Genomic DNA, 25030 nt, shown 5'->3' with positions numbered 1-25030 from the left:
AGCCCACATGGCCACCGAAGCAACCCAGGTCCCCGCGCCGCTGCGCAATGTCGAGATCATCGAGCAACTCGGCCGCCGCTACGACGCCGGTTTCATCACCGACATCGAATCCGACTCGCTGCCGCCCGGTCTGAGCGAGGACATCGTCCGCGCGCTGTCGGCCAAGAAGGAAGAGCCGCAGTGGATGACCGACTGGCGGCTGGAGGCGTATCGCCACTGGCTGACCATGCCGGTGCCGCACTGGGCCAAGCTGAAGATCGCACCGATCGATTTCCAGGCGCTGAGCTACTACTCCGCGCCCAAGGGCCCCAAGTACAAGTCGCTCGATGAAGTCCCGCAGGAGCTGCTGGATACCTACGACAAGCTGGGCGTGCCGCTGCACGAGCGCGCCAAGCTGGCCGGCGTGGCGGTGGATGCGGTGTTCGACTCGGTCTCGGTCGGCACCACCTTCCGCAAGGAACTGGCCGAGAAGGGCATCATTTTCTGCTCCATGTCCGAGGCCATCAAGGAACACCCGGAACTGGTCAAGCAGTACCTGGGCAGCGTCGTGCCGGTGGGCGACAACTACTTTGCCGCGCTCAACTCGGCGGTGTTCTCCGACGGCAGCTTCGTCTTCATCCCCAAGGGTGTGCGCAGCCCGATGGAGCTGAGCACCTATTTCCGCATCAACGCCGGCCATACCGGGCAGTTCGAGCGCACCCTGATCGTGTGCGAGGACAAGGGCTACGTGTCCTACCTGGAAGGCTGCACCGCGCCGATGCGCGACGAGAACCAGCTGCACGCCGCCGTCGTCGAGCTGGTCGCGCTGGAAGACGCCGAGATCAAGTATTCCACCGTCCAGAACTGGTACCCGGGCGACGAGGAAGGCCGCGGCGGCATCTACAACTTCGTGACCAAGCGCGCCGAGTGCCGTGGCGCGCGCAGCAAGGTCAGCTGGACCCAGGTCGAAACCGGCTCGGCCATTACCTGGAAGTACCCGTCCTGCGTGCTGCTGGGCGACGACTCCAGCGGCGAGTTCTATTCGGTCGCGCTCACCCACCACCGCCAGCAGGCCGACACCGGCACCAAGATGATCCACGTGGGCCGCAACACCAAATCCAAGATTGTCTCCAAGGGCATCAGCGCCGGCCGCGGCCAGAACACCTACCGTGGCCTGGTCAAGGTCGACAAGAGCGCCAGCGGCGCGCGCAACTTCACCCAGTGCGATTCGTTGCTGATCGGCAAGCAGTGCGGCGCCCACACCTTCCCCTACATCGAGGTGAAGAACCCGGGCGCCACCGTCGAGCACGAAGCCACCACCTCCAAGATCAGCGACGACCAGATGTTCTATTGCCGGTCGCGCGGCATCAGCCAGGAAGACGCGGTCTCGATGATCGTCGACGGCTTCTGCAAGCAGGTCTTCCGCGAGCTGCCGATGGAGTTCGCGGTCGAGGCCAAGAAGCTGCTGGAAGTCTCGCTGGAAGGCAGCGTCGGCTGATGCGCGCCGCGTACAGCCTGCTGACCGTGGCGAGCCTGCTGCTGGTGTGCCCATTCGCGCTGGCCGACCAGCCGCCGGTGGACCGCGATGTAGAGATGGCACTCTGCAAAGGAGCCAACACGCAGTACGACGTCACGCAATGCGCGGGGGATGTCTACGAAGCTGCGGACAAGGAACTCAATGCCGCGTACCAGGCCGTGCTGAAAAAATGGGCCAACTACCCGGACGTCACCGGCAAGCTCCGCCAGGCACAGCGTGACTGGCTCACGTACCGCGATGCAGATGTCGAAGCGAGATTCGCCTTCGAAGATAGCGAAGGTGCGATGCGCGGCACTGCGTACCCAGCTGCTTATGCCTTCTACCGGGCAAGCCTGGCGCGCGAGCGCACGGCCCGCCTGTGCCAATACCTGCGCGGAACCGCGTATGGCGAGGTTGACCGTTCCGCCTGTACGGATCTGGTCAAGCATCCCTACGTCATCCCCGCGCCCACTCATTGACTGCGAATCACATCCTCATGTTGAAGATCGACAACCTCCACGCCTCCGTCGCCGGCAAGGACATCCTCAAGGGCCTCTCGCTTGAGGTTAAGCCGGGCGAAGTGCACGCCATCATGGGGCCCAACGGCGCGGGCAAGTCCACGCTGGGCAACATCCTGTCCGGCCGCGAAGGCTATGACGTTACCGATGGGACGGTGCTGTTCGAAGGCGCCGAGCTGCTGGAACTCGCGCCGGAAGAACGCGCCGCCGCTGGCATCTTCCTGGCCTTCCAGTACCCGGTCGAAATCCCGGGCGTGAACAACACCTACTTCCTGCGCGCCGCGCTCAACGCCCAGCGCAAGGCGCGCGGCGAAGGCGAGCTGGACTCGATGCAGTTCCTCAAGCTGGTGCGCGAGAAACTGGCCGTGCTGCACCTGAAGGATGAACTGCTGCATCGCGGCGTCAACGAAGGTTTCTCGGGTGGTGAGAAGAAGCGCAACGAGATCTTCCAGCTGGCCGTGCTGGAACCGAAGCTGGCGATCCTGGACGAGACCGACTCGGGCCTGGACATCGACGCGCTCAAGGCCGTGGCCGATGGCGTCAACGCGCTGCGCAGCGCCGGCCGCTCGTTCCTGGTCATCACCCACTACCAGCGCCTGCTCGACTACATCAAGCCGGACGTGGTCCACGTGCTGGCCGATGGCAGGATTGTGCAGACCGGCGGCCCGGAACTGGCGCTGGAACTGGAAGCCCACGGCTACGCCTGGCTGAAGGATCGCGTGACGCCGGAAACCGTCGCATGAGCACCCTGCTGGATTCTCTTGCCGCCGCCTTCGACGGTGACAGCGCGCGCCGCAGCGTGCTCGACGACGCCATCGCCGCCGGCCTGCCCAGCCAGCGCGATGAGGCGTGGAAGTACACCTCGCTGCGTGCGCTGGAGCGCCGCAGCTTTGCCGCGGTGGACGCCACGCCCGAACTCGATGCCGCGCTGGTCGCGCATATTCCCGCGCCGCGCTTGGTGTTCGCCAACGGCCGCCATCTCGAAACCCTGTCCGACCTGAGCGGCCTGGACGATGGCGTCAGCGTGCAGCGCCTGTCGCAGGCGTTGGCCGATGGCGGCGATGCCGCGCGCTTCCTGGCGCGTCGCTTCGAGCGTGGCGATGAAGTCTTCGCCCGCCTCAACGCCGCGCTGGCCAGCGAAGGCGTGCTGCTGCGCGTCGAGGCCGATGTGCAGAGCACCACGCCGCTGCACCTGGTGTTCGTTGGCACGGCCGACACCACCGATCGCGCCTGGCACCTGCGCAACCTGATCGAACTGCGCGCGGGTGCCAAGCTGCGCGTGGTCGAGCATCACCTCGCCGCTGGAGAGCACGCGCACCTGTCCAACGCGCTCACCCACGTCCATCTGTCGCAGGGCGCGCAGCTGGTTCACGCGCGCGCCCAGCACGAGTCCGACAAGGCCACCAGCCTGCTGCGCACCGACGCGGTGCTGGCGCGCGATGCGGTCTATACGCGCCTGGATCTGGAGTTGGGCGCCGCCCTGTCGCGGCATGAACTCAACGTGCGCCTGGAAGGCGAAAATGCGCGCCTGGACGCCAACGGCGTGCTGCTGGCCGGCGGCCGGCGTCACGTCGATACGCGCCTCGGGATCGACCACATCGCGCGCGACACCAGCTGCGGCCTGACTTGGCGCGGCCTGGGTACCGGGCGCGGCCGGGCGGTGTTCCATGGCGGCATCCTGATCCGCGAAGGCGCCGACGGCACCGACGCGCGCCTGTCCAACAAGAACCTGCTGCTCTCGGACAATGCCGAGATCGACACCCAGCCGGTGCTGGAGATCCACGCCGACGAAGTGCAGGCCGCACACGGTGCGACCGTCGGCCGGCTGGACGCCAACGCGCTGTTCTACCTGCGCTCGCGCGGCCTGCCGCAGGAGCAGGCCACGCGCCTGCTGACCGCGGCGTTCTGCCGCGAGCCGCTGTCGGTGCTGGGCGATGACGCGCTGGTCGCGCAGCTGGCCGACGCCGTCGATGCCGCGCTGCGCCAGGCAGGTGCGGCATGAACAGCATCGATACCGCAAGCCACGCCAGCGAGGTGGTCGATGACCAGGCCCACGACTGGGCCCGGATCCGCATGGATTTCCCGCTGCTGACCCGCGCAGTCAACGACAAGCCGCTGATCTATTTCGACAACGCCAATACGGCGCAGAAGCCGGTGCAGGTGATTGCGGCGGTGGACGGTTTCTACCGCCGCCAGAACGCCAACGTCAGCCGCGCCGTCCACGCGCTGGGCACCGAAGCGACCGATGCCTACGAAGGCGCGCGCAAGACGCTGGCGCGCTTTCTGGGCGTGCGCGGCGACGAGTTGATCCTGTGCAGCGGCACCACTTTCGCGATCAACCTGGTCGCCTACTCGTGGGCGCTGCCCAACCTCAAGGCCGGCGACGTCATCCTGGTCTCGCGCATGGAGCACCACGCCAACATCGTGCCGTGGCAGCTGGTCGCCGAGCGCACCGGCGCCACGATCAAGGTGGCCGAGATCCTGCCCGACGGCAGCCTGGACCTGGACGCGCTGTACAAGGCCATGACCCCGCAGGTGAAACTGCTGGCCGTGGCCCATGTGTCCAACGTGTTGGGCACGGTCAACCCGGTGCGCGAGATCTGCCGGGCCGCGCGCAAGGCCGGCATCGTTACCGTGGTTGACGGCTCGCAGGCCGCGCCGCACATGCAGCTGGACGTGGCCGGCATCGGCTGTGATTTCTACGCGGTCACCGGCCACAAGATCTGCGGCCCGACCGGCACCGGCGCACTGTGGGCACGCCGCGAACTGCTCGACGCCATGCCGCCCTTCATCGGCGGCGGCGAGATGATCAAGGAAGTCAGCTTCGACAAGACGACCTTCAACGACGTGCCGCACAAGTTCGAGGCCGGCACGCCCAACATCGCCGGCTTCGTTGGCCTGGGCGCGGCGCTGGATTACCTCGAAGGTGTGGGCATGGACGCGATCCGTGCGCGCGAGGCCGAGCTGCTGGCCCACCTCACCGAAGAACTCAACACGATCGAGGGCCTGCGCATCTTTGGCACCGCGCCGGACAAGGCCGCGGTGGTGTCCTTCCTGATCGACGGCGCCCACGCCCACGACCTGGCGACGCTGCTGGACCTGGAAGGTGTGGCCGTGCGCTCAGGCCAGCACTGCGCCCACCCGCTGCTGCAGTACTTCGGCGTGGCGGCGACGCTGCGCGCCTCGCTGGCGTTCTACAACACGCACGACGAGATCGAAGGTTTCATCGCTGCACTGAAGAAAGCCCGCAAGCTGCTGGGCTGAAAGCGCTGGCCTGAATGTGGGAGCTGCTTCAGCAGCGATGAGGCTTTCTCGATGAGGCCCCATCGCCGCAGATGGCCCTGGGCCACGTGGAACGGCCCCCACAGTCCGCACCCTCAACGCCCTGCCCGCGCGTTTTACAATGCGCCCATGCAGACCCTGACCTTCCGCGACGCCACGCTCGCCGACATCGACGCCATCACCGCGCTGGTGACGTCCGCCTATCGCGGCGACGCCAGCCGCGTCGGCTGGACCACCGAGGCCGACATCCTGGACGGCAACCGCATCGACCGCGGCGTGCTGGAACACGACCTCACCCGCCCCGACAGCCGCGTCCTGCTGGCCGAAGTCGATGGCGAGCTGCTGGCGTGCGCGCACGTGGCGATCGAGGACGGCGCCGGTTACTTCGGCATGTTCTCGGTGCGGCCCAGCCTGCAGGGCGGCGGCGTGGGCAAGCAGGTCATGGTCGAGGCCGAACGCATCGCCCGAGAGGAACTGGGCGTGGGCGTGATGCGCATGACCGTGATCGACGTGCGCGAATCGCTGATCGCCTTCTACGAGCGCCGCGGCTACGTGCGCACCGGCAAGTACAAGCCCTTTCCCTATGGTGACGAGCGCTTCGGCACCCCACTGCGCGACGACTTGCGCTTCGAACTGCTGGAAAAATCATTGTGAGCGAGGACTGGACCTTCGTCTGCGCCACCGCCGAGCTGCTGCCCGGCGAGATGCGCAGCACGTTCGACGAGGTCACCGGCACACCGATCGTGGTGTTCAACCTCGACGGCGATCTGTATGCCCTGGAAGACCGCTGCAGCCACGCCGAATTCGAACTGAGCGCCGCCGGCAGCTTCGACGCGCAGGCCGGCAGCGTGGAGTGCGTGCTACATGGCGCGCGCTTCGACATCCGCGAAGGCACCCCGCTATGCGGCCCCGCCTACGCACCGGTGCCCAGGTTCCCAGTCAAGATCGAACACGGCGGCGTCTGGTCGCGCGACGATCGCGACTGAAGATCAGGCCAGCGATCCCCCAACCCGAAAGACCGGCCAAGCGCCGGTTTTTTTGTACCCATCGCGATGCGGCATGGCAGAACCTGCTGGATAAAGGCGATCCAGGACGAAAATTCTTCAAGCGAGGCCATGTAAACCGGTTGTTAATACAAATCGTTCTCATTACAATTCCGCCACGTTTTACGGCCGACATTTTTGCCGCGCCCGGCATTTTCGGCTTCCCGTTCGAGTTTTCCGAGCCCCTGCACATCAGCGAGGGCGGGTCTCGTACGGCCCCCGCACCTCCCGTCAGCCGTCGCCAATGGGGGATTTCGTCAACTTCATTGGAAGAACGCCTGACATGTCGCACATCCGTTCCCGCAAGCACCTGCCGGGCGCCCGCCCGTTGACCGTCGCCGCGCTGGCCACCTCCCTCGCCTTTGCCCTGCCGTCCGCCGCATTCGCGGCCGACACCGTGGCCGCCGATGCGCCGGCCGACCAGCACAAGGATCAGGAGCACGAGCGTGACGGCCATCGCCACCATCGCGACGAAGCCAAGAACCTCGACAAGGTCGACGTGCACGGCTCGCGCATCCAGGCCAAGGCCGTGGCCTCCCCGAAGTTCACCCAGTCGCTGCAGGACACCCCGCAGACCATCCAGGTGATCACCAGCGACCTGTTCAACCAGCAAGGCGCCACTACGCTGACCGAAGCCCTGCGCAACACGCCCGGCGTCGGTGCGTTCTACGCCGGCGAAAACGGCAACACCAGCACCGGCGACACGATCTACATGCGCGGTTTCGACAGCTCCAGCAGCATCTTCATCGATGGCGTGCGCGACCTGGGCTCGATCTCACGTGACCTGTTCAACATCGACCAAGTGGAGGTCGAGAAAGGTCCGGCCGGTACCGACAACGGCCGCAGCGCGCCCAGCGGTGCGATCAACATGGTCAGCAAGCGCGCCTCGTTGCGCGAAGCGATTTCTGGCACCGTCTCTGGCGGCGATGAAGGCCAGAAGCGCGGCACCGCCGACTGGAACCAGACCTTGGGCGGTGGCGGTGCAGCCCTGCGTCTCAACGCCATGTGGCAGGACAGCGACACGCCCGGCCGCGACCACGTCAACAACAAGCGCTGGGGCCTAGCGCCCTCGCTGGGCTTCAACCTTGATGGCGCGACGCGCTATTGGCTGAACCTGTATTACGTCAAGCAGGACAACGTGCCGGACGGCTTCGTGCCGACCATCGGCCTGCCGGGCTGGACCCCGCAGCCGGGCCTGGCCCAGCTGGCTGGCCATCCGGTCGACCCGGAGAACTACTACGGCACCCGCCAGGATCACGATGACGTCGAGGCCAAGCAGGCCACTTTCATCTTCGAGCACGACTTCTCCGACACGCTCAAGTTGACCAACACCGCGCGTTGGGGCGAGACCACGCAGGACTACCTGCTGACCTCGTTCATGGGCACGGGTGTACTGACCGCGGGCAACCCGACCGGCAACATCCAGTGGACCGACATCAACGACCTGTCGACCTACACGCTGGCCCGCAGCAGCAATACGTTCAAGGACCAGCGCAACAAGATCCTCACCGACCAGTTCAACCTGCGTGCGGATTTCGCCACCGGTTCGATCGAGCACAACCTGAGCACCGGCATCGAACTGACGCGCGAAGAGCAGTACAGCCGCAACTTCGGCAGCACCGGCGCGCGTCCGGCCGCCAGCCTGTACAACCCGGACTGGAATGACGTCGGCAACCTGGTCTACTTCCACAATGGCACCGGCAGCTACGGCAAGACCGACACCGCTTCGGTGTTCGCCTTCGACACGCTGAAGTTCGGCGAGAACTTCCTGATCACCGGCGGCGTGCGCTTCGACCACTACAAGACCGAGTACGAGAACACCGCCATCTGCAACAACGGCACCGGCCGAGGCGCCGTGCCGTGCAACGGCGCACCGGTCGGCAGCGCGGTCAGCACGGTCGATACGGACACCAGCGATACGCTGTTCAACTGGAAGCTGGGCGCGGTCTACAAGGTCGGCGACGACGTCAGCCTGTATGCCAACTGGGCGTTGTCGCAGCAGCCCCCGGGCGGCGCCAACTTCGCCCTGGCCTCGGCCGACGGTGCGGCCAACAGCATCAATGCCGATCCGCAGAAAGCCAAGACCTTCGAAGTGGGCACCAAGTGGAACGTGCTGGAGAACCTAGCCGTCAACCTGGCGCTGTTCCAGACCGACGTGACCAACGAGATCAACGCCAACGTAGTCGATGACTTCGGCAACCCGACCCAGACCGGCGAGAAAAAGGTCAAGGGCGTAGAGCTTTCGGCGGTCGGCAATATCACCGACAACTGGACCATCTCGGCGGGCTACACCTCCATGACCACGGATGTCACCGAAGGCCCGGTGGTCAATGCCGATGGCACTTCCGGCCTGTCGTATACGCCGGACGATGCCTTCACCAGCTGGACCAGCTACCGCTTGCCGTTTGGCCTGACCATCGGCGGCGGCGTGCGCTACTCCGGGCAGATGCATCGCGGCACCGACGGTGCGGTCGGCACGCCGGCGTTCACCAAGTCCTACACGGTCTATGACGCCGTCGCTTCGTACGACATCTCGCGCAACGTCACCGTGCGTCTCAACGGCTACAACCTGTTCGACAAGGAATACGTCGCGGCAATCAACAAGAGCGGCTACCGCTACACGCCGGGGACGCCGCGGACCTTCCTGCTGAGCGCGGATTTCCGTTTCTGATCCTGCGCGTCTGCTAGGTTGCACCCACCGTGCCGGGCCACCGGCACTTCCAGCACGGGAAGGCTTGCCTTCCCGTGCGTCGTTGTAGAGGCCCCACACGATGCTGCTGCACGTTCCCAACGTCCTTGATGCCGACCAGCTCCAACAGATGCGCCAGGCGTTGGACGCGGCCGACTGGACCGATGGCCGCGAGACCGTCGGCGCGCAAGGCGCCAAGGTCAAACGCAACGAGCAACTGCCCGATGCCTCGCCCCTGCGCGAACAGCTCGGCCAGCAGGTGCTGGCGGCACTGGAACGCAGTCCGCTGTACTTCGCCGCTGCCCTGCCGCTGCGCACGCTGCCGCCGCGCTTCAACCGCTACACCGGCGGCGGAGAATACGGCTTCCACGTCGATGGTTCGGTGATGGCCGTGGATCGCCCCGGCCAGTCGCGCCAGCAGGTGCGCAGCGATCTGTCGTGCACGCTGTTCCTGTGCGAGCCGGACGAATACGACGGCGGCGAACTGGTCATCAGCGACACCTACGGCGAGCACGAGGTGAAGCTGCCGGCTGGCGACCTGATCCTGTATCCGTCCAGCAGCCTGCACAAAGTCACGCCCGTGACGCGCGGCGCACGCTTGGCATCGTTTTTCTGGGTGCAGAGCATGGTCCGCGACGAAGCAAACCGACGTCTGCTGCTGGAGATGGATACCGCCATCCAGCGGCTCACTGCCAGCGGCGGCGATCAACAGGCGATCGTCCAGCTGACCGGCGTGTACCACAACCTGCTGCGCGGCTGGGCCGAAGTCTGATACGCCAAATCTAGCCCCAAATGACCGTGCCATAATTGAGACCGATTCTCATTTCATGGTGTAATGCCGCGATCGCTAGACCGTCGAACTCCTTCGGAATCCTCCGTTCTTGTCCCAGGCCGCTGCCCCGCTTTCCGCACAGCAACGCCGTGGCTTCTGGCTGCGCACGCTGCACCAGTGGCACTGGATCAGTTCGGCGGTGTGCCTGATCGGAATGCTGCTGTTCGCTGCCACCGGCATCACGCTCAACCACGCAGCCAGCATCGAATCCAAGCCGCAGGTCACCCATCGCACTGCGACCGTTCCGGCGCCGCTGCTCAAGTCGCTGGGTGCGCGCGAAGACGGCAACGCGCCGCTGCCGCGCGTGGTCTCGGACTGGCTGGAAGGCACGCTGGACATCAGCCTGGCCGGGCGCGAGGGCGAATGGTCGGCCGATGAGGTCTACGTGTCGCTGCCGCGCCCCGGCGGCGATGGCTGGCTGTCACTGGATCGCGAAAGCGGCGCGGTGGAATTCGAGTCCACCGATCGCGGCTGGGTCTCGCTGTTCAACGATCTGCACAAGGGCCGCAACGCCGGCGCGGCGTGGAGCTGGTTCCTCGATGTGTTCGCGGTGGCGTGCCTGGTGTTCTGCATCACCGGGCTGTTGCTGTTGCAGCTGCACGCCGGCCAGCGTCGCATGACCTGGCCGATGGTGGGCCTGGGGCTGCTGGTGCCGCTGCTGCTGGCGCTGATCTTCGTCCACTGATTCCCCCTCTGTTGACCTGCACCTTCAAGGACGCCTCGCTATGACCAAGACCGTACCGATCACCCTGACCATCGCGCTCAGCGGGCTGCTGGCGCTGCCGTCGTATGCGGCGACGCTGCAGGTGAAGGTGGAGATCCCGCAGCTCAACGTGGCCGAGTACCACCGTCCGTATGTGGCCGTGTACGTGGAAGGCGCCGACGGCAAGGCCGCGGCCAACCTGGCGGTCTGGTACGAGAACAAGGACACCAAGGAAGGCCACGGCACCAAGTGGCTGCCCGACCTGCGCCAGTGGTGGCGCAAGTCCGGCCGCAGCCTGGAACTGCCGGTGGACGGCTTGACCGGCCCGACCCGTCCGGCGGGCGTGCAGACCCTGGATTTCGCCGCCAATGCGCCGCAGCTGTCCGGCCTCAAGCCCGGCAGCTACACGCTGGTGGTGGAAGCGGCGCGCGAAGTCGGCGGCCGCGAGCTGGTCAAGGTGCCTTTCACCTGGCCGGCCACCGCTGCGCAGACCGCCAAGGGCCAAGGCAGCACCGAAGTCGGCGCCGTCTCGCTGACCGCCAAGCCCTGATCTTCTTCCCCGCATTCGCACGTCTTAACGGAGCAACCCGCATGAAGCGTTCCCTGACCCTCGCCCTGGCACTGGCCGCCGCCCTCCCCTTCACCGCCGCCGCGCACAAACAGTGGCTGGTGCCTGCCTCGACCGTGGTCGCCGGCAACGATGTGTGGGTGACGGTGGATGCAGCGGTGTCCAACGAGCTGTTCTATCCGGACTTCGTGCCGGTGCGCCTGGACGGCATCACCATCACCGCGCCCGATGGCAGCACCGTGCAGGCGCAGAACGACGCCACTGGCAAGACCCGCAGCGTATTCGACGTGGAGTTGAACCAGCAGGGCACCTACCGCGTGGCCAACGTCACCAACGGCCTGTCGGCCCGCTGGGGCGAGCGTCGCGGCCCAGGCGCGCCGCCGGCGCCGGGCGCCAAACCCGATCCCAACAGCGGCTTCCTGCGCAGCGTCACCGCCGAGGAACTGGCCACCAAGGTGCCCAAGGGCGCCAAGAACCTGGAAGTCACCGAGAACCTGGGCCGCGTGGAAACCTTCATCACCAACGGTGCGCCGACCCCGATCAAGGCGACCGGCAAGGGCCTGGAGCTGGTGGAAGTAACCCACCCCAACGACCTGTTCGCCGGTGAGGCCGCCAAGTTCAAGCTGATGGTCGATGGCCAGCCCAAGGCCGGACTGGAAGTGCAGGTCGTCCGCGGCGCCACGCGCTACCGCAACGCGCAGGAAGACACCAAGGTCACCACCGACGCCAACGGCGAGTTCTCGGTGCAGTGGGCCGAGCCGGGCATGTACTGGATCTCGGCTTCGACCACCGACAACAAGACCACGGTCAAGCAGGCCACCCAGCGTCGCCTGAGCTACATCGCCACGCTGGAAGCCCTGCCGCAGTAAGGCAGCCACCGGGCGCGGCTCGACCACGCCCGGTGCGTCCCCGCACGCGGCCGATTGCCCATGTCTTCCCTGCTCGCTCCTTCGCGCATGTTGGCGCTGGCCACGCTCGGCGGCCGCACCATGGGCACGACCTGGTCGACCAAGCTGGCCGTGCCATCGGGCGTGGACCTGCATCCACTGCATGACCTGTTGCAGGCCACGCTGGATCGCGTGGTCGCGCAGATGAGCACGTGGGAAGCCGGGTCGGACCTGTGCCGTTTCAACCACGCCGCGCCCGGCAGCTGGCAGGTGCTACCGCACGATTTCGGCCAGGTGATGGCCTGCGCGCTGAAGATCGCCGCGGCCAGCGGGGGCGCGTTTGATCCGACCGTCGGCGCGCTCGTACAGGCCTGGGGTTTCGGTGCCGGCGGTGGCACGCCATCGATTCCCGCGCCGGCGGCCCTGGCGCAGGCACAGGCGCGTCCGCGCTGGGCGCAGCTGGTCCTGCGCGAGGATCCTTTCGAACTCCTGCAGCCCGGCGACGTGCAGCTGGATCTGTCGGCCATCGCCAAGGGTTACGCGGTCGACCTGCTGCTGCAGGCGCTGCAGGCACGTGGCATCGCCGATGCGCTGGTGGAAGTCGGCGGCGAACTCGCCGGCCGCGGCTGCAAGCCCGACGGCACGCCGTGGCGCGTGCTGGTGGAGACCGGCGCCGATGAGCATGGCGATCTGCCACCGCGCGTGCTCGCCCTGGACGGCCTTGCCGTGGCCACCTCCGGCGATCGCTGGCATCGCTTCGAACACGACGGCGTGCGTTACGCGCACACCTTCGACCCGCGCACCGGACAGCCCGTCACGCAGGCGGCCGCCGCCGTCACCGTGGTCGCCACCACTGCGATGGACGCCGACGCCTGTGCCACCGCGCTGACCGTGATGGGCGTGGACGCCGGGCTGGCGTTCGCGACCACGCACGGGCTGGCGGCGCGTTTCGTCACGCAGTCCGATGCGGGTGCGCAGGAACGGATGAGCGCGCGTTTCGTTGACCTGCTGGCGGCATGAGCAACGCGCGATTGCGTCCGTCGCGCGCCGCCTTGGGCAATGGCCTGGTGCTGCTGGCGCTGGCCGCGGTGGTGGCGGTGCTGTTCGCCTGGCAGCCCGGCGACTGGTGGCGTGGACCGCCGCGACCACAGCGCTGGATCGGCGCTGGTCTCAGCCTGGCGGCGTACGTCGCGTTCACGGGTTGGATCCTGTGGCGCGCCCGCGCGCCGCGCGCCGAAACGCTGACAGAGCAGATCGACGCCGAGACCGTGCTGGTCGCCCACGCCAGCCAGACCGGCTACGCCATCGAACTCGCGCTGCGCACCGCGCAGTCGCTGCGCGAAGGCGGGATTGAGGTACGGGTGCGCTCGTTGGCGTCGCTGGATCTGGCCACGCTGGCGCATTACCGCCGCGTGTTGTTCGTGGTCAGCACCACTGGCGAAGGCGATCCACCGGATCTGGCGCTGGGCTTCGTGCGCGATGTGCTGGCGCACCCAGCCGCGCTAGCGCCGCTGCAGTACGCCGTGCTTGCGCTGGGCGATGCGACCTACGCGCAGTACTGCGCATTCGGACGGCAGCTCGACGACTGGCTCCGCCGACATGGCGCGACGCCGCTGTTCGACCGCGTGGAGGTGGACAACGCCGACGATGCGGCTCTGCGCCACTGGCAGCACCACCTGGCGCTGCTGGCCGGCTATGCCGACCTGCGCGACTGGCGCGCCCCCAGCTACGAAGCCTGGACGCTGCAGGAACGCCGCCTGCTCAATCCCGGCAGCCTCGGCGGCCCGGTCTACCACCTCGCCCTGACGCCGCCTGCCGACATGCCACACTGGCAGGCCGGCGACCTGGTCGAGATCGGCCCACGCCATGCGCCCACGCGCGTGGCGCAATGGCTGCAGCAGCAAGCGTTGGATGCCACCACCTCGGTATTGGTAGAACAGACGCCGATGCTGTTGGCGCAAGCGCTCGCCGCGCGCCAGTTGCCCGACGCGCCCGCGCCCGGGGTTACTCCGCAGACATTGGTTGAGACGCTGCCGCCATTGCCGCATCGCGAGTATTCGATCGCCTCGCTGCCAGCCGATGGCGCACTGCACTTGTTGGTAAGGCGGATGCAGCGGCCCGACGGCAGCCCCGGCCTGGCCAGCGGTTGGTTGTGCGATCACGCCACGCCTGGCGCATCGATTGCGCTGCGGCTGCGGGCCAATCCCAACTTCCACCCGCCGGCACCGGACGTGCCCCTGATCCTGATCGGCAACGGCACCGGCATCGCCGGGTTGCGCGCCCTGCTCAAGTCACGGATCGCCGCCGGCGCGCGACGCAACTGGCTGCTGTTCGGCGAACGCCAGCGCGCGCACGATGTCTATCACGGCGATGAACTCAGCACCTGGCACGCACAAGGCTGGCTGGAGCGGCTGGACCTGGCGTTCTCACGCGACGAAACACCGCGCCTGTACGTGCAGGACGCCCTGCGCCGGGCCGCGTCCGACCTGCAGCGTTGGATCGCTGAAGGCGCCGCCGTTTACGTCTGCGGCAGTCTTGACGGCATGGCGCCAGGCGTGGATGCGGTGCTACAGGACACGCTGGGCGAGGCCGAAGTCGACACCCTGCGCGCACAGGGCCGCTATCGCCGCGACGTGTATTGAGCTGCGTTACGCAGGCTCCGGCGTGGTGAACTTCACCGCGATCAGCTCGCCGCCACCGTCCAGTGCATAACGCACCCGATCCGGCGTGCCGTACAGCAGCGCCGTATCGCCCGCCCACAGCGGCGGCAGGCCGGAGGCCGCATCAAAACGCGCCTGCCCGGCGATCAGGTGGATCGCCCAGTGCGTGCGCGCATCGGCGAAGAAGAACATCGGCCCCACCAGCGGCCGCAACAGCAGTTCGGCATCCAGTGCCTCTGGCCGCCACATCAGATTGAAGTCGTGGGTCACCCCGTCGACCAGCTCGCCGCGCAGGCTGCGCGCGCCGCTGAAGCGATGCTTCTCGTGCGGCGGCGACAGCGTCACCGTCTGCCCATCGTCGAAGCACAGGCGCACGCCGTTGCCATGCAGCAGCACCAGTTCGCGCTCGACGCCGGGGAATGCGGAGAACGCCGCGTCCTGCTCGATCTCGGCGATCGACAGGCGCCAGTCCCAGTCATCGCCGGCATGCGAAGCGGCGATCTGGCGGGTCCAGCCCAGGCCGTTGCGCCAGCGCTCGCGGCGGTATTCGTTGGCAGGGATTACTTGCGTGACGCGAGCGTCGAACGGATGCGAAGTCATGGGACCAAGTTTAGCCGCACCACAAATAGAACCGCCCGGGTGCGTGCGGCGCACCCGGGCGGAAGTACTTCCCTGTCGGCATCGTGCCTTGGTCTACCGGCGTCCTGCCTTCCCTCGTCTCCCACCCAGCCAGGTGGTGAGGTACATCCCTGTCGGCATCCCTGCCGGTCACGTGGCGTCCTGCCCTTGAAGGTCGCGGCGGTGCGTCCTGCTCCGCTGCGTCCCGTGACGTCTTTGCGCCTTAGCGACGTGCCACCGGCTTGGCCGGTGCGGCAGCGGCGGAAGGCTTTTTTGGTGCGGCAGCCGAGCGGCCGACCTCGATGCGATCGCGGTTCTTCTCGACGGTCTTCAGGCCGATGCCCTTGACCATCGCCAGCTCTTCGGCGCTCTTGAAGGGGCCGTTGGTCTTGCGGTAATCGACGATGGCTTGGGCCTTGGTGGCCCCGACGTTGAGCAGCACGGCGTCCAGTGCGGCGACGTCGGCCGTGTTGATGTTCACCTTGGTCTCGGCGGCCTGCGCGGCGGTGATCAGCAGCAGCGACAGGAACAGCGACTTGATCAGGATGGAAATGGATTTCATGGCAACACTCCTTGTGGCGATGAGTTGGGTAGGCGTTCCGGTCCGGGACGGGCTGCGTCATCCGGTGTGCACAGTCTCCCCCTCGACACAGGGCCACGATATCGGCCCAGGCCCTTGGGCGATGCCGGGAAACATCCCGATCCTTTGTAGGAAAAGTCCTACACGCCCCGGCCCCGGCAAGCCGTACAGATCGGGGGGCGTAGAATTGACGGCAGATTTTTGCTGAGTAGAGCCGCATGGATACCGCACGCCTGGACCGTTTCGTTGCCGGCAAGTGGGATGAGGAAATCGTCCCGCAGCTGGTCGAATACATCCGCATCCCCAACAAATCCCCGATGTTCGACGCCGATTGGGTCGCCAACGGCTACATGGCCCAGGCCGTGACGCTGATGGAAACCTGGGCCAAGGCCCAGCCCATCGCCGGCATGCAGGTGGAGGTGATCGAACTGGAAGGCCGCACGCCGCTGATCTTCCTGGACATCCCGGCCAGCGGCGAAGGCACCGGCGAGGACTGCGTGCTGCTGTACGGCCACCTGGACAAGCAGCCGGAAATGACCGGCTGGGACGAGGACCTGGGCCCGTGGAAGCCGGTGATCAAGGGCGACAAGCTCTATGGCCGCGGCGGTGCCGACGATGGCTACGCAATCTACGGTTCGCTGTCGGCGATCCTGGCGCTGCAGGAACAGGGCCTGCCGCATGCGCGCTGCGTGATCCTGATCGAGGCCTGCGAGGAATCGGGCAGCTATGACCTGCCCGCCTACGTCGACCATCTGGCCGAACGCATCGGCAAGCCCTCACTGGTGGTCTGCCTGGACTCGGGCTGCGGCAACTACGAGCAGCTGTGGTGCACCACCTCGCTGCGCGGCATGGCCGGCGGCAACTTCACGGTGAAAGTGCTGAGCGAAGGCGTCCACTCCGGCGATGCCTCGGGCATCGTCCCGTCCAGCTTCCGCCTGCTGCGCCAGCTGCTGTCGCGCCTGGAAGACGAGACCACCGGCAAGGTCGTGGTCGAGGACCTGTTCGTCGAGATCCCGGCCGAGCGCCTGGAACAGGCCGCCAAGGTCGCCGGCGTGCTGGACAAGGAGGTCTACGAAAAATTCCCGTTTCTGCCCGGCATGACGCCGATGGACAGCGATCTGACCGAGCTGGTGCTCAACCGCACTTGGCGCCCGGCGCTGTCGATCACCGGCGCCGATGGCCTGCCTGCGCTGGCTTCGGCCGGCAACGTGCTGCGCCCGCAGACCTCGGTGAAGATTTCCCTGCGCCTGCCGCCGACCCTGGACGGCAAGCGCGCCGGCGAGATCCTGAAAGACGTGCTGCTGCGCGACCCGCCCAACGGCGCCAAGGTCGAACTGGTGCTGGAGAAGTCCTCCACCGGCTGGAACGCCCCCGCACAGTCGCCGTGGCTGACCGACGCCATCGAAGCGGCCTCGCAGGCCGCGTTCGGCAAACCGGCGATGTACATGGGTGAAGGCGGCACGATCCCGTTCATGGGCATGCTGGGCGAGAAATTCCCGGGCGCGCAGTTCATGATCACCGGCGTGCTGGGTCCGCACTCCAACGCGCACGGCCCCAACGAGTTCCTGCACATCCCGATGGGCAAGCGCGTCACCGCCTGCGTGTCGCACGTGATCGCCGCGCATCAGGCGGCCAGCGTGGCCGGCCTGACCACCGGCGTGGCCGCTGCGGCTAGCGCGCAGGAACGCGGCGAGCACGGTTGCTGTTGATCGCACCGCGCCATCGCGCTGAATGAAAACGGCCGCACATGCGGCCGTTTTCACGTGCGCGTCGCGGCTGGCTGGCAGGCTGGCATTCCTCTCCTCATGCATGAGGCACACACGATGGAACACCTGTTCGGCAGCGGCAGCTGGCTCTACACCATCCTGGTCGGCTTCATCGTCGGCCTGCTCGCCCGCGTCGTCACCCCGCACAACGCGCGCATGGGCTGCCTGCTGACGATCGGGCTGGGGATCGTCGGTGCGCTGCTGGCCGGCTGGTTCGGCCGCAGGATGGGCTGGTATGGCGCGGGTGAGCCGGCCGGCTTCGTCGGTGCATTGATCGGTGCGGTGGTGATCCTGGGCCTGACCAGCCTCTTCAGCCGTCCACCGCGCGGACGCGGCTGACTTCTTCTTCGCCGCCAACCAGGCAAAGCAAAAGGCCACCCGATCGGGTGGCCTTTTGCGTGCTGCTTCAGTGTTGGATCAACGCTTGCTGCCGTGGCGGGCGTGCATGTCGTCCTCGTGGTCCAGCCAGTTGCTGCCCTTGTTCTTCAGCGCGAACACGTACACCAGCAGCGAGATGAACATCACCACCGTGGCGTAGATGATGAAGGTGTCCATCTGCTTGGCGCCCTTGGCCCACTGGTACAGCAGTGGCGCGGTGCCGCCGAACACCGAGTTGGCCAGCGCATAGCCCAGGCCCACGCCCAGGGCGCGGATGTAGGTCGGGAACAGCTCGGCCTTCACCACCGCGTTGATCGAGGTGTAGCCGGTCAGGATCACAAAGCCGATTACCAGGATCGCGAACGCCGAGCCCCAGGTCGTCTGCTGCGGCAACGCGGTGATCAGGTACCAGGTGTAGGCCACGCTGCCGACGCCGAAGAACACCAGCAGCGTCTTGCGGCCGATGCGATCGGACAGCCAGCCGCCGACCGGCTGCAGCAGCATCAGCACCGTCAGTGCGATCAGGTTGAGCACCGTGCCCTTCATGATGTCGTCGCCGGCGAAGGCGGTCTGGATCATCTTCGGGCCAGTCACCGAATAGGTGTAGAAGGCCAGCGTGCCGCCCGCGGTGATCAGGAAGCACAGCAGCAGCGGACGCCACTGGTTGACGAACAGCTCCTTCAGCGAGCCGGACTTGCGCGCGCCGCCGGTCTTGGCATCGGCGATGGCGGTCTCGGACAGCGATTCGTCCATCGTGCGACGCAGCCAGAACACCACGATCGCCGACACGCCGCCGATCGCGAAGCCCACGCGCCAGCCCCACTCCACCACGTGGTCCTTGGTGAAGAAGGTCAGCAGCAGGAACAGCGTCAGCTGCGCCAGCACGTGGCCGCCGACCAGGGTGACGTAATGGAACGAGGACAGCAGGCCGCGATGGCCCGGCACCGCAGCTTCGGACATGTAGGTGGCGCTGGCGCCGTATTCGCCACCGGTGGCAAAGCCCTGCAGCAGGCGCGCGATCACCAGGATGATCGCCGCGCCCACCCCGATGGTCTCGGCCGTGGGCACGATGGCGATGCCGAACGAGCAGATCGCCATGAGCGTGACCGACAGGGTCAACGAGGCGCGGCGGCCATGACGGTCGGCGTAGCGGCCGAAGAACCAGGCGCCGATCGGGCGCATCAGGAAGGTCACCGCGAAGATCGCCCACACGTACAGCGTGGCGTTCTTGTCGCCGGCGGAGAAGAACTTGGATTCGAAGTAGCTGGCGAAGACCGAGTAGACGTAGACGTCGTACCACTCCACCAGGTTGCCGGCCGAGCCCTTGAGCGTGTTGGAGATCGAGCGCTTCAGGCTCTTGTGGCTGGTCGCCATCGGATCGGCGACGGGTGTGGATGCGCTCATGCGGGCCTCGCTGTCATGGCTTGAACATGCCTGGAATGGGAACCTACGTGTTCCCCCGCGATGCCTGACCGGCTGCGCCTGGTCGAGACATCGCCGCCATGATGGGCAGCGCGTCGTGAGCGGCACGCGATGGGAGCCGCACTTTATAAACGCCGAAGGCCCGCCTGGTGGCGGGCCTTCGACTTATTGGCTATGCAGCGTGGACCGCCGCACGCAGGCTCAGCTGCGGCCGTACTGGTCTTCGAAACGGACGATATCGTCCTCGCCCAGGTAGCTGCCGGACTGCACTTCGATCAGCTCCAGCGGCAGGCGACCCGGGTTCTTCAGGCGATGGGTCACGCCCAGCGGGATGTAGGTGCTCTGGTTCTCGGTGAGCAGGATCACCTCGTCGCCGCGGGTCACTTCGGCCGTGCCGCTGACCACGATCCAGTGCTCGGCGCGATGGTGGTGCATCTGCAGGCTCAGCGTGGCGCCGGGATTGACGGTGATGCGCTTGACCTGGAAACGCGCGCCCATGTCGATCGAGTCGTACGCGCCCCACGGGCGATAGACCTTGCGATGCAGGACCGCCTGGCTGCGCTCATCGTGCTTGAGCTGGGCCACGACCTTCTTGACCTCCTGCACGCGATCCTTCTTGGCGACCAGGATCGAGTCATCGGTCTCGACCACCACCACGTCGTCCAGGCCGACCAGCGCGACCAGGCTTTCGGCGTAGACATAGCTGTTATGCGTGTCGACGGTGATGACATCACCCGAGCAGGCGTTGCCGTTGGCGTCCTTCTCGGTGACATCCCACAGCGCCGACCACGAACCAACATCGTTCCAGCCCACGTCCAGCGGCAGCACCTTGGCGTCGGCGGTCTTTTCCATCACCGCGTAGTCGATGGAATCGGACGGGCAGGCTTCGAACGCAGCCTTGTTCAAGCGGATGAAATCGCCGTCGCGCTTGGCGCCTTCCAGCGAGGCGCGCACCGCGGCGACCATCTCCGGCTGGAACTTCTGCAGTTCCTCGATGTAACGGCTGGCCTTGAACAGGAACATGCCGCTGTTCCAGAAATACGTGCCTTCGGCCAGGTATTTGGCGGCGGTTTCGGCATCGGGCTTCTCGACGAAGCGCAGCACCGGCTGCACGCCCTGGCCCTTGTCGGCCTGGATGTAGCCGAAGCCCGTTTCCGGGCTGCTGGGCACCACGCCGAAGGTCACCAGCGCGCCGGCTTCGGCTGCGGGCGATGCCGCTTCCACCGCAGCGCGGAAGCCTTCCGGATTGGTGATCACATGATCGGAGGGCAACACCAGCAGCAGCGGATCGTCGCCGCCTTCCAGCGCGCACAGCGCGGCAGCGGCGATGGCCGGGGCGGTGTTGCGGGCGACCGGCTCCAGCAGGATCTGCGCCTGCGGCGCCTTGATCTCGCGCAGCTGCTCGGCCACCAGGAAACGGTGATCTTCATTGGCCACGACCAGCGGCGGCAGCGAGGTCAACGGCTCAACGCGGCGCCAGGTGGCCTGGACCATCGTGTCTTCGCCACCGAGTGGCAGGAACTGCTTGGGATAGGCTTCGCGCGACAGCGGCCACAGGCGTGTGCCGGAACCGCCTGACAACAGGACAGGCTGGAGCTTGCTCATCGAGGAAAATCTCTTCCGTGGGGGAAATCCACCGCAGTGTAACCTGCGCACCCCAGCCCTTATCCCGCCTGTTCCATGAACGAAGTGCCCGTTGCCCTGGACCCGACCGACCGCGCGAACCAGCGCCAGGACTGGGCCCGCCACGCGCTCGACGACGGCCACGCCACCCTGCACCGCGCCAGCGTCGACGCCGGCCAACGCAGTTACTGGCGCACGCAAGGCACAGGTCCCACGCGGATCGTGATGGATTCGCCACCTGGACTGGAAGACGTGCGCCCCTGGCTGCATTGGCACGCGATCCTGACAGCCGGCGGGGTGCGCCTGCCGCAGATCCTGGCTCGTGAGGTGGAATCCGGATTCCTGCTGCTGGAGGACCTCGGCCAGCCCACATTGGCGCAGCAGCTGGCGCGCGATGCGTCCGACGCCGATGCCTGGATCGAGGCGGCCATCGGCCAGTTGCTCACCTTGCAGGCCATCGCCCCGCCCGAGGGCACTGGCATGTTCGGCGAAGCGCTGCTGCAGCGCGATGCGGGCCTGTTCGAAGAATGGTTCCTGCGTCGCCACCTGGGCCTCGAACTGGATTGCGATTTGAGCGACGGCCTTGAACTGGTCCAGCGCCGGCTGATGGACAACGCGCTGTCCCAGCGCAAGGTGCTGACCCACCGCGATTTCATGCCGCGCAACCTGATGCCGGTGCTGCCGGGCCCGGCGGTGCTGGATTTCCAGGACTGCGTGATCGGTCCTGTCGCTTACGACGCGGTGAGCCTGCTGAAAGATGCGTTCCTGAGCTGGCCGCTTGCACGCGTGGACGGGTGGCTGCTGCAGTACCACGCACGGGCGCTGATCGCCGGGATTCCAGTGCCGGCATCGGCCGAGGTGTTCCTGCGCGATGCCGACTGGATGGGCATCCAGCGCCATCTCAAGATCCTGGGCATCTTCTGCCGCCTGCATTACCGCGATGGCAAATCGCAGTACCTGCCGGACCTGCCGCGCTTCATTACCTATCTGGAAGAAGTGCTGCCGCGCCATCCGCAGCTGCAGCCGCTGCAGCAGCTGCTGGACGAGCACATCCGCCCGGCCCTGCAGGCACGCGCCGCATGAAGGCGCTGGTCTTTTCCGCAGGACTGGGCGAACGCATGCGCCCGCTGACCGACACCACGCCCAAGCCGCTGCTGGAAGTCGCCGGTACGCCGCTGATCGTCTGGCACCTGCGCAAGCTCGCCGCACTGGGCATCACCGACGTGGTGATCAACCTGAGCTGGCTGGCCGAACAGTTTCCCCGGGTGCTGGGCGATGGCAGCGCGTTCGGCGTGCGTATCGCCTGGTCGCACGAAGGCGCCGTGCCACTGGAAACCGGCGGCGGCATGCTGCACGCGCTGCCGCTGCTGGGCAACGCGCCATTCCTGGCGGTCAACGGCGATGTCTGGACCGATTTCGACTTCGCCACGCTGCCCAGCGAGCCGGCCGGCGATGCGCACCTGGTGATGATCGACAACCCGCCGCATCACCCGCGCGGCGATTTCCATTTCGACGCGGCCGGCCTGTTGCAGCCGCGCAGCGATTCGGCGGCGAATTTCACCTATTCGGGCATCGGCGTGTACCGGCCGTCGGTGCTGCGCGACTGGCACAAGGTGTTCGAATCCAGCACCAGCCCGGGCCTGGACGGCCAGCCGCCGCGCTTCCCGCTGGCCCCGTTGCTGCGCGCAGCCATGCGCCGCAACGCCGTCAGCGGCCAGCGCCACGCCGGCCGCTGGACCGACGTTGGCACGCCGCAGCGGCTGGCCGAACTGGACGCACAGCTGGCAGCAGAAGCCGGTCACAGCGCGGACTGAGCTCCGATCGCCCCGCGTGGCGGCGCGGTCGTGCGCCGGTTAGGATCGGCTGATCCAAGGAATGCAATGCACACAGGAGTCGTGCCATGGCTGCAAACGGATTGCAGGGTTCCCCGACCAGCAGCGCCCAGGCGCTGGCCGCACGCGCCGCACTGGCCAGCGGCCAGGATGAAGACGCCTCGCGCGCCGATCAGCTGATTCTCGACCACCGCGGTATCGGCGGCATCGACGCCGCCGCGCTGGTGCGCGACATGGTCGCCGCGCCGGGTTATCCGGGCCATCGCAAGGTCAAGCCGCTGATCGCCGAGATTGAACAGCACCTGGACAAGCGCGAGGCGCATCGCTTCGAGGAAGCGCTCGACGATGCCGGTGTCACCGACAGCGCCTTCGAGGATGCTGCCGAAAAGACCGGGCGCGGCGTCTTCGGCTTCTTCCGCGGCCTGTTCCACGCGGTGGAAAAGATCGACGACACCATCCGCAAGACCTTCGACAAGGTCGAACAATGGGCCCATGCCACCGCCAGCGATCCGCAGGCGGGCCTTCTTTCGCGCCTTGTCGCGCGCACCGTGGAAGCGCCCGTCGCCCTGGCCGGCACCGCCTACAAGACCGTCAGCGCGCCGGTGATGAGCGCAGTGCATACGGTCGAAGACGTGGCCGCCGCCGGCAAGGTGATTTACCGCTTCGTCTCCGACGAGCCCTACCGCGACACCGTCACCAGCTTCGCGCGCCTGCGCATGACCGAGGAGCTGACGCTGCCGGGCAAGCTGTTCGACCAGGTCACCGAGCAGGCGCTGGACAAGCTGGGCCAGTGGGAAACCGGCCTGCTGCAGGCCAAGCTGGCCGGCACCGAAGGCGACTACCTGGCCCAGGTCACTAACGAACGCGGCATCTCGCTGTTCACCGGCATCTGGCCAGTGGCGCAGGCTGAAGCACTGGACCGGCTGGCCAGTGTGCTCAAAAGCGTTTCGCTGGACGACATCGAAGGCCTGAAGAACGTCGTGGGCCACGCCAGCGCTGCGATCGGCCGCGACGACGACACCAGCGCGCTGGGCCTGAAAACGCTCGGCCATCTGGTCGACGAATACCGCCACGAAGGCACGCTCGACACGCTGGTCGATACCGCGCGCGTCACCGGCAGCCTGGAGACGCTGATGCGCTCGGGCCAGCTTTCGCCAGGCGAACTGACCGACCTGGCCAGGCACGACCCCACCCTGTTCCTGCCAGATCCGCAGACCCTCGCCGGGATGTCGACCGAACAGCGCGCGCGCTACGGCAGCGTCGAGCTGGACACCGCGCTGCAGGCCAGCCTTGGCCAGCTCGACCCGAGCAATCTCACCGCACACCAGGCTGCTGATGCGATCGAAGCGTTGGTCGGCCGCAACCTCGCCCAAGCCGGCTACAGCGACATCGCCGCGCTCACCGGCAAGGACGGCAGCCCGCTGCAGATGGCCGCGCGCAATGCGCAGGGGCAGATCGAGTTCTTCGACTTCGACACCAACGCTTTGGCGGCCGCCGCAAAACGGGCTCCAGGCCAGGACCTGGCGCAGCTGGTCGAACAGCTGCAGCGGGACACCGGCCAATTCCGCGATCCGCTTGCACCGCAGCTCGCGCATGGCGCGCAAGCAGTTCCTGCACACGCAGCGTCTGACGCACCGCCGGCGATCCACATCGGCGGCAACACCGATCTCTCTCATGGACAGGCCGTGGGCACGGCAAAACAGGAAACGCCGGCAGCCAATCCGCTGGCCCTGCCGATGTCCGACGAACGCCATGCCGACTACCCGATGTACCGCGCCGCGGTCACCGGGCTGGAGGCTGAAGTGGCATCGCGCCACATCCAGTTCACCGACCATGCCGAACTGGAACGTGCCGCTGGCCAGCTGGTGGTCGAAGCCAAGGCGTCCGGCTTGCCGACCATCGCCCGCGTCGCCGCCATCGACGGCGGCAAGGCCATCTTCGCAATGGACCGCGACCCGTCCGAGCCCAACGCCGCCGCCGCGCGCCGCATCTACGTCGACCGCGACCTGGCCATCGCCCACAGCGTCGCCGACAGCACCCAGCGCGCCAGCCAGCTCGACAACGATCTTGCCCAGGCCCTCAAAACGCCCGACCGCGACACCGCCATCGCCGCGCGCTAGGCGCGACGACCAAA

23 protein-coding genes are annotated in these 25030 nt (G+C 66.9%); 19 read left to right on the top strand and 4 right to left on the bottom strand.

The window, feature by feature from the left end; all coding sequences use genetic code 11:
- Positions 1 to 7 precede the first annotated feature (7 nt).
- The 14 genes from sufB (at position 8) to BMZ17_RS12315 (ending at position 14659) form a co-directional block, all read left to right on the top strand.
- Complete coding sequence (sufB, locus tag BMZ17_RS12380) at positions 8 to 1477, top strand: Fe-S cluster assembly protein SufB (protein ID WP_093138873.1); 1470 nt, start codon at positions 8 to 10, stop codon at positions 1475 to 1477.
- Positions 1477 to 1974, top strand: a complete 498-nt coding sequence (locus BMZ17_RS12375) for a lysozyme inhibitor LprI family protein (protein ID WP_093138872.1) — start codon at positions 1477 to 1479, stop codon at positions 1972 to 1974. Before sufB ends, BMZ17_RS12375 begins: the two co-directional genes overlap by 1 nt.
- A gap of 17 nt (positions 1975 to 1991) precedes the next feature.
- A complete protein-coding gene (sufC, locus tag BMZ17_RS12370) occupies positions 1992 to 2756 on the top strand; it encodes a Fe-S cluster assembly ATPase SufC (RefSeq protein ID WP_093138871.1) in 765 nt (254 codons plus the stop codon).
- A complete protein-coding gene (gene sufD / locus BMZ17_RS12365) occupies positions 2753 to 4015 on the top strand; it encodes a Fe-S cluster assembly protein SufD (protein ID WP_093138870.1) in 1263 nt (420 codons plus the stop codon). Before sufC ends, sufD begins: the two co-directional genes overlap by 4 nt.
- Complete coding sequence (locus BMZ17_RS12360; RefSeq protein WP_093138869.1) at positions 4012 to 5277, top strand: cysteine desulfurase; 1266 nt, start codon at positions 4012 to 4014, stop codon at positions 5275 to 5277. The genes sufD and BMZ17_RS12360 overlap by 4 nt, the downstream gene beginning before the upstream one ends.
- Positions 5278 to 5424: 147 nt before the next feature.
- A complete protein-coding gene (locus BMZ17_RS12355; protein ID WP_093138868.1) occupies positions 5425 to 5949 on the top strand; it encodes a GNAT family N-acetyltransferase in 525 nt (174 codons plus the stop codon).
- Positions 5946 to 6281 carry a non-heme iron oxygenase ferredoxin subunit gene (locus tag BMZ17_RS12350; RefSeq protein ID WP_093138867.1) on the top strand — a complete coding sequence of 112 codons (336 nt, stop codon included), beginning with the start codon at positions 5946 to 5948 and terminating at the stop codon, positions 6279 to 6281. Before BMZ17_RS12355 ends, BMZ17_RS12350 begins: the two co-directional genes overlap by 4 nt.
- Before the next feature lie 340 nt (positions 6282 to 6621).
- A complete protein-coding gene (locus tag BMZ17_RS12345) occupies positions 6622 to 9009 on the top strand; it encodes a catecholate siderophore receptor Fiu (protein WP_093138866.1) in 2388 nt (795 codons plus the stop codon).
- Between the two features lie 100 nt (positions 9010 to 9109).
- On the top strand, positions 9110 to 9799 hold the full coding sequence (locus BMZ17_RS12340) for a Fe2+-dependent dioxygenase (protein ID WP_093138865.1): 690 nt from the start codon (positions 9110 to 9112) through the stop codon (positions 9797 to 9799).
- Positions 9800 to 9908: 109 nt separating this feature from the next.
- Positions 9909 to 10544, top strand: coding sequence for a PepSY-associated TM helix domain-containing protein (locus BMZ17_RS12335; protein WP_093138864.1), 636 nt, complete (start codon positions 9909 to 9911; stop codon positions 10542 to 10544).
- 40 nt (positions 10545 to 10584) lie between these two features.
- Complete coding sequence (locus BMZ17_RS12330) at positions 10585 to 11112, top strand: DUF2271 domain-containing protein (protein ID WP_093138863.1); 528 nt, start codon at positions 10585 to 10587, stop codon at positions 11110 to 11112.
- Positions 11113 to 11153: 41 nt separating this feature from the next.
- Positions 11154 to 11999: a DUF4198 domain-containing protein gene (locus BMZ17_RS12325; protein WP_093138862.1), complete on the top strand. Its 846-nt coding sequence runs from the start codon at positions 11154 to 11156 to the stop codon at positions 11997 to 11999.
- 60 nt (positions 12000 to 12059) lie between these two features.
- Positions 12060 to 13037, top strand: a complete 978-nt coding sequence (locus BMZ17_RS12320; RefSeq protein WP_093138861.1) for an FAD:protein FMN transferase — start codon at positions 12060 to 12062, stop codon at positions 13035 to 13037.
- Positions 13034 to 14659, top strand: coding sequence for a sulfite reductase subunit alpha (locus BMZ17_RS12315; protein WP_093138860.1), 1626 nt, complete (start codon positions 13034 to 13036; stop codon positions 14657 to 14659). The genes BMZ17_RS12320 and BMZ17_RS12315 overlap by 4 nt, the downstream gene beginning before the upstream one ends.
- Before the next feature lie 6 nt (positions 14660 to 14665).
- Here BMZ17_RS12315 and BMZ17_RS12310 read toward each other — a convergent pair whose 3' ends face one another.
- Positions 14666 to 15277 (bottom strand): HutD/Ves family protein, encoded by a 612-nt coding sequence (locus BMZ17_RS12310; RefSeq protein WP_093138859.1) that lies wholly within the window; start codon positions 15275 to 15277, stop codon positions 14666 to 14668.
- A 241-nt stretch (positions 15278 to 15518) separates the two neighbouring features.
- Entirely contained in the window at positions 15519 to 15857 is a 339-nt protein-coding gene (locus tag BMZ17_RS12305; RefSeq protein WP_093138858.1) for a ComEA family DNA-binding protein, read from the bottom strand.
- A 236-nt stretch (positions 15858 to 16093) separates the two neighbouring features.
- On the opposite strand from BMZ17_RS12305, the gene BMZ17_RS12300 reads away from it, so the two are divergent.
- Positions 16094 to 17584, top strand: a complete 1491-nt coding sequence (locus BMZ17_RS12300; RefSeq protein WP_093138857.1) for a M20 family metallopeptidase — start codon at positions 16094 to 16096, stop codon at positions 17582 to 17584.
- A gap of 114 nt (positions 17585 to 17698) precedes the next feature.
- Positions 17699 to 17980: a GlsB/YeaQ/YmgE family stress response membrane protein gene (locus tag BMZ17_RS12295; RefSeq protein WP_093138856.1), complete on the top strand. Its 282-nt coding sequence runs from the start codon at positions 17699 to 17701 to the stop codon at positions 17978 to 17980.
- Between the two features lie 78 nt (positions 17981 to 18058).
- On the opposite strand, the gene BMZ17_RS12290 is transcribed toward BMZ17_RS12295, so the two are convergent.
- Positions 18059 to 19423 carry an MFS transporter gene (locus BMZ17_RS12290; protein WP_093138855.1) on the bottom strand — a complete coding sequence of 455 codons (1365 nt, stop codon included), beginning with the start codon at positions 19421 to 19423 and terminating at the stop codon, positions 18059 to 18061.
- A 219-nt stretch (positions 19424 to 19642) separates the two neighbouring features.
- The gene (locus tag BMZ17_RS12285; protein ID WP_093138854.1) at positions 19643 to 21046 is read right to left on the bottom strand and encodes a mannose-1-phosphate guanylyltransferase/mannose-6-phosphate isomerase; all 1404 of its coding nucleotides are present in this window, start codon (positions 21044 to 21046) and stop codon (positions 19643 to 19645) included.
- A gap of 75 nt (positions 21047 to 21121) precedes the next feature.
- Here BMZ17_RS12285 and BMZ17_RS12280 point away from each other — a divergent pair, with 75 nt between their 5' ends.
- The 3 genes from BMZ17_RS12280 (at position 21122) to BMZ17_RS12270 (ending at position 25016) form a co-directional block, all read left to right on the top strand.
- Positions 21122 to 22147, top strand: coding sequence for an aminoglycoside phosphotransferase family protein (locus tag BMZ17_RS12280; protein WP_093138853.1), 1026 nt, complete (start codon positions 21122 to 21124; stop codon positions 22145 to 22147).
- Positions 22144 to 22878 carry an N-acetylmuramate alpha-1-phosphate uridylyltransferase MurU gene (gene murU / locus BMZ17_RS12275; RefSeq protein ID WP_093138852.1) on the top strand — a complete coding sequence of 245 codons (735 nt, stop codon included), beginning with the start codon at positions 22144 to 22146 and terminating at the stop codon, positions 22876 to 22878. Before BMZ17_RS12280 ends, murU begins: the two co-directional genes overlap by 4 nt.
- 86 nt (positions 22879 to 22964) lie before the next feature.
- Positions 22965 to 25016 carry an XVIPCD domain-containing protein gene (locus BMZ17_RS12270; protein ID WP_139202908.1) on the top strand — a complete coding sequence of 684 codons (2052 nt, stop codon included), beginning with the start codon at positions 22965 to 22967 and terminating at the stop codon, positions 25014 to 25016.
- Positions 25017 to 25030 lie beyond the last annotated feature (14 nt).

Source organism: Pseudoxanthomonas sp. GM95 (assembly GCF_900109775.1).
In the GTDB taxonomy this organism is placed as follows: Bacteria; Pseudomonadota; Gammaproteobacteria; order Xanthomonadales; family Xanthomonadaceae; genus Pseudoxanthomonas_A.
Note: the sequence above shows the minus strand (reverse complement) of the source record. Positions and strands in the feature narration are given on the sequence as shown.

Coding starts and splice junctions, on each gene's coding strand:
- murU (WP_093138852.1), top strand. CDS start 22,144: ATGAAGGCGCTGGTCTTTTCCGCAGGACTGGGCGAACGCATGCGCCCG.
- BMZ17_RS12330 (WP_093138863.1), top strand. CDS start 10,585: ATGACCAAGACCGTACCGATCACCCTGACCATCGCGCTCAGCGGGCTG.
- sufC (WP_093138871.1), top strand. CDS start 1,992: ATGTTGAAGATCGACAACCTCCACGCCTCCGTCGCCGGCAAGGACATC.
- BMZ17_RS12305 (WP_093138858.1), bottom strand. CDS start 15,857: ATGAAATCCATTTCCATCCTGATCAAGTCGCTGTTCCTGTCGCTGCTG.
- BMZ17_RS12300 (WP_093138857.1), top strand. CDS start 16,094: ATGGATACCGCACGCCTGGACCGTTTCGTTGCCGGCAAGTGGGATGAG.
- BMZ17_RS12340 (WP_093138865.1), top strand. CDS start 9,110: ATGCTGCTGCACGTTCCCAACGTCCTTGATGCCGACCAGCTCCAACAG.
- BMZ17_RS12270 (WP_139202908.1), top strand. CDS start 22,965: ATGGCTGCAAACGGATTGCAGGGTTCCCCGACCAGCAGCGCCCAGGCG.
- BMZ17_RS12315 (WP_093138860.1), top strand. CDS start 13,034: ATGAGCAACGCGCGATTGCGTCCGTCGCGCGCCGCCTTGGGCAATGGC.
- BMZ17_RS12290 (WP_093138855.1), bottom strand. CDS start 19,423: ATGAGCGCATCCACACCCGTCGCCGATCCGATGGCGACCAGCCACAAG.
- sufD (WP_093138870.1), top strand. CDS start 2,753: ATGAGCACCCTGCTGGATTCTCTTGCCGCCGCCTTCGACGGTGACAGC.
- sufB (WP_093138873.1), top strand. CDS start 8: ATGGCCACCGAAGCAACCCAGGTCCCCGCGCCGCTGCGCAATGTCGAG.
- BMZ17_RS12295 (WP_093138856.1), top strand. CDS start 17,699: ATGGAACACCTGTTCGGCAGCGGCAGCTGGCTCTACACCATCCTGGTC.
- BMZ17_RS12320 (WP_093138861.1), top strand. CDS start 12,060: ATGTCTTCCCTGCTCGCTCCTTCGCGCATGTTGGCGCTGGCCACGCTC.
- BMZ17_RS12355 (WP_093138868.1), top strand. CDS start 5,425: ATGCAGACCCTGACCTTCCGCGACGCCACGCTCGCCGACATCGACGCC.
- BMZ17_RS12345 (WP_093138866.1), top strand. CDS start 6,622: ATGTCGCACATCCGTTCCCGCAAGCACCTGCCGGGCGCCCGCCCGTTG.
- BMZ17_RS12285 (WP_093138854.1), bottom strand. CDS start 21,046: ATGAGCAAGCTCCAGCCTGTCCTGTTGTCAGGCGGTTCCGGCACACGC.
- BMZ17_RS12360 (WP_093138869.1), top strand. CDS start 4,012: ATGAACAGCATCGATACCGCAAGCCACGCCAGCGAGGTGGTCGATGAC.
- BMZ17_RS12280 (WP_093138853.1), top strand. CDS start 21,122: ATGAACGAAGTGCCCGTTGCCCTGGACCCGACCGACCGCGCGAACCAG.
- BMZ17_RS12325 (WP_093138862.1), top strand. CDS start 11,154: ATGAAGCGTTCCCTGACCCTCGCCCTGGCACTGGCCGCCGCCCTCCCC.
- BMZ17_RS12375 (WP_093138872.1), top strand. CDS start 1,477: ATGCGCGCCGCGTACAGCCTGCTGACCGTGGCGAGCCTGCTGCTGGTG.
- BMZ17_RS12310 (WP_093138859.1), bottom strand. CDS start 15,277: ATGACTTCGCATCCGTTCGACGCTCGCGTCACGCAAGTAATCCCTGCC.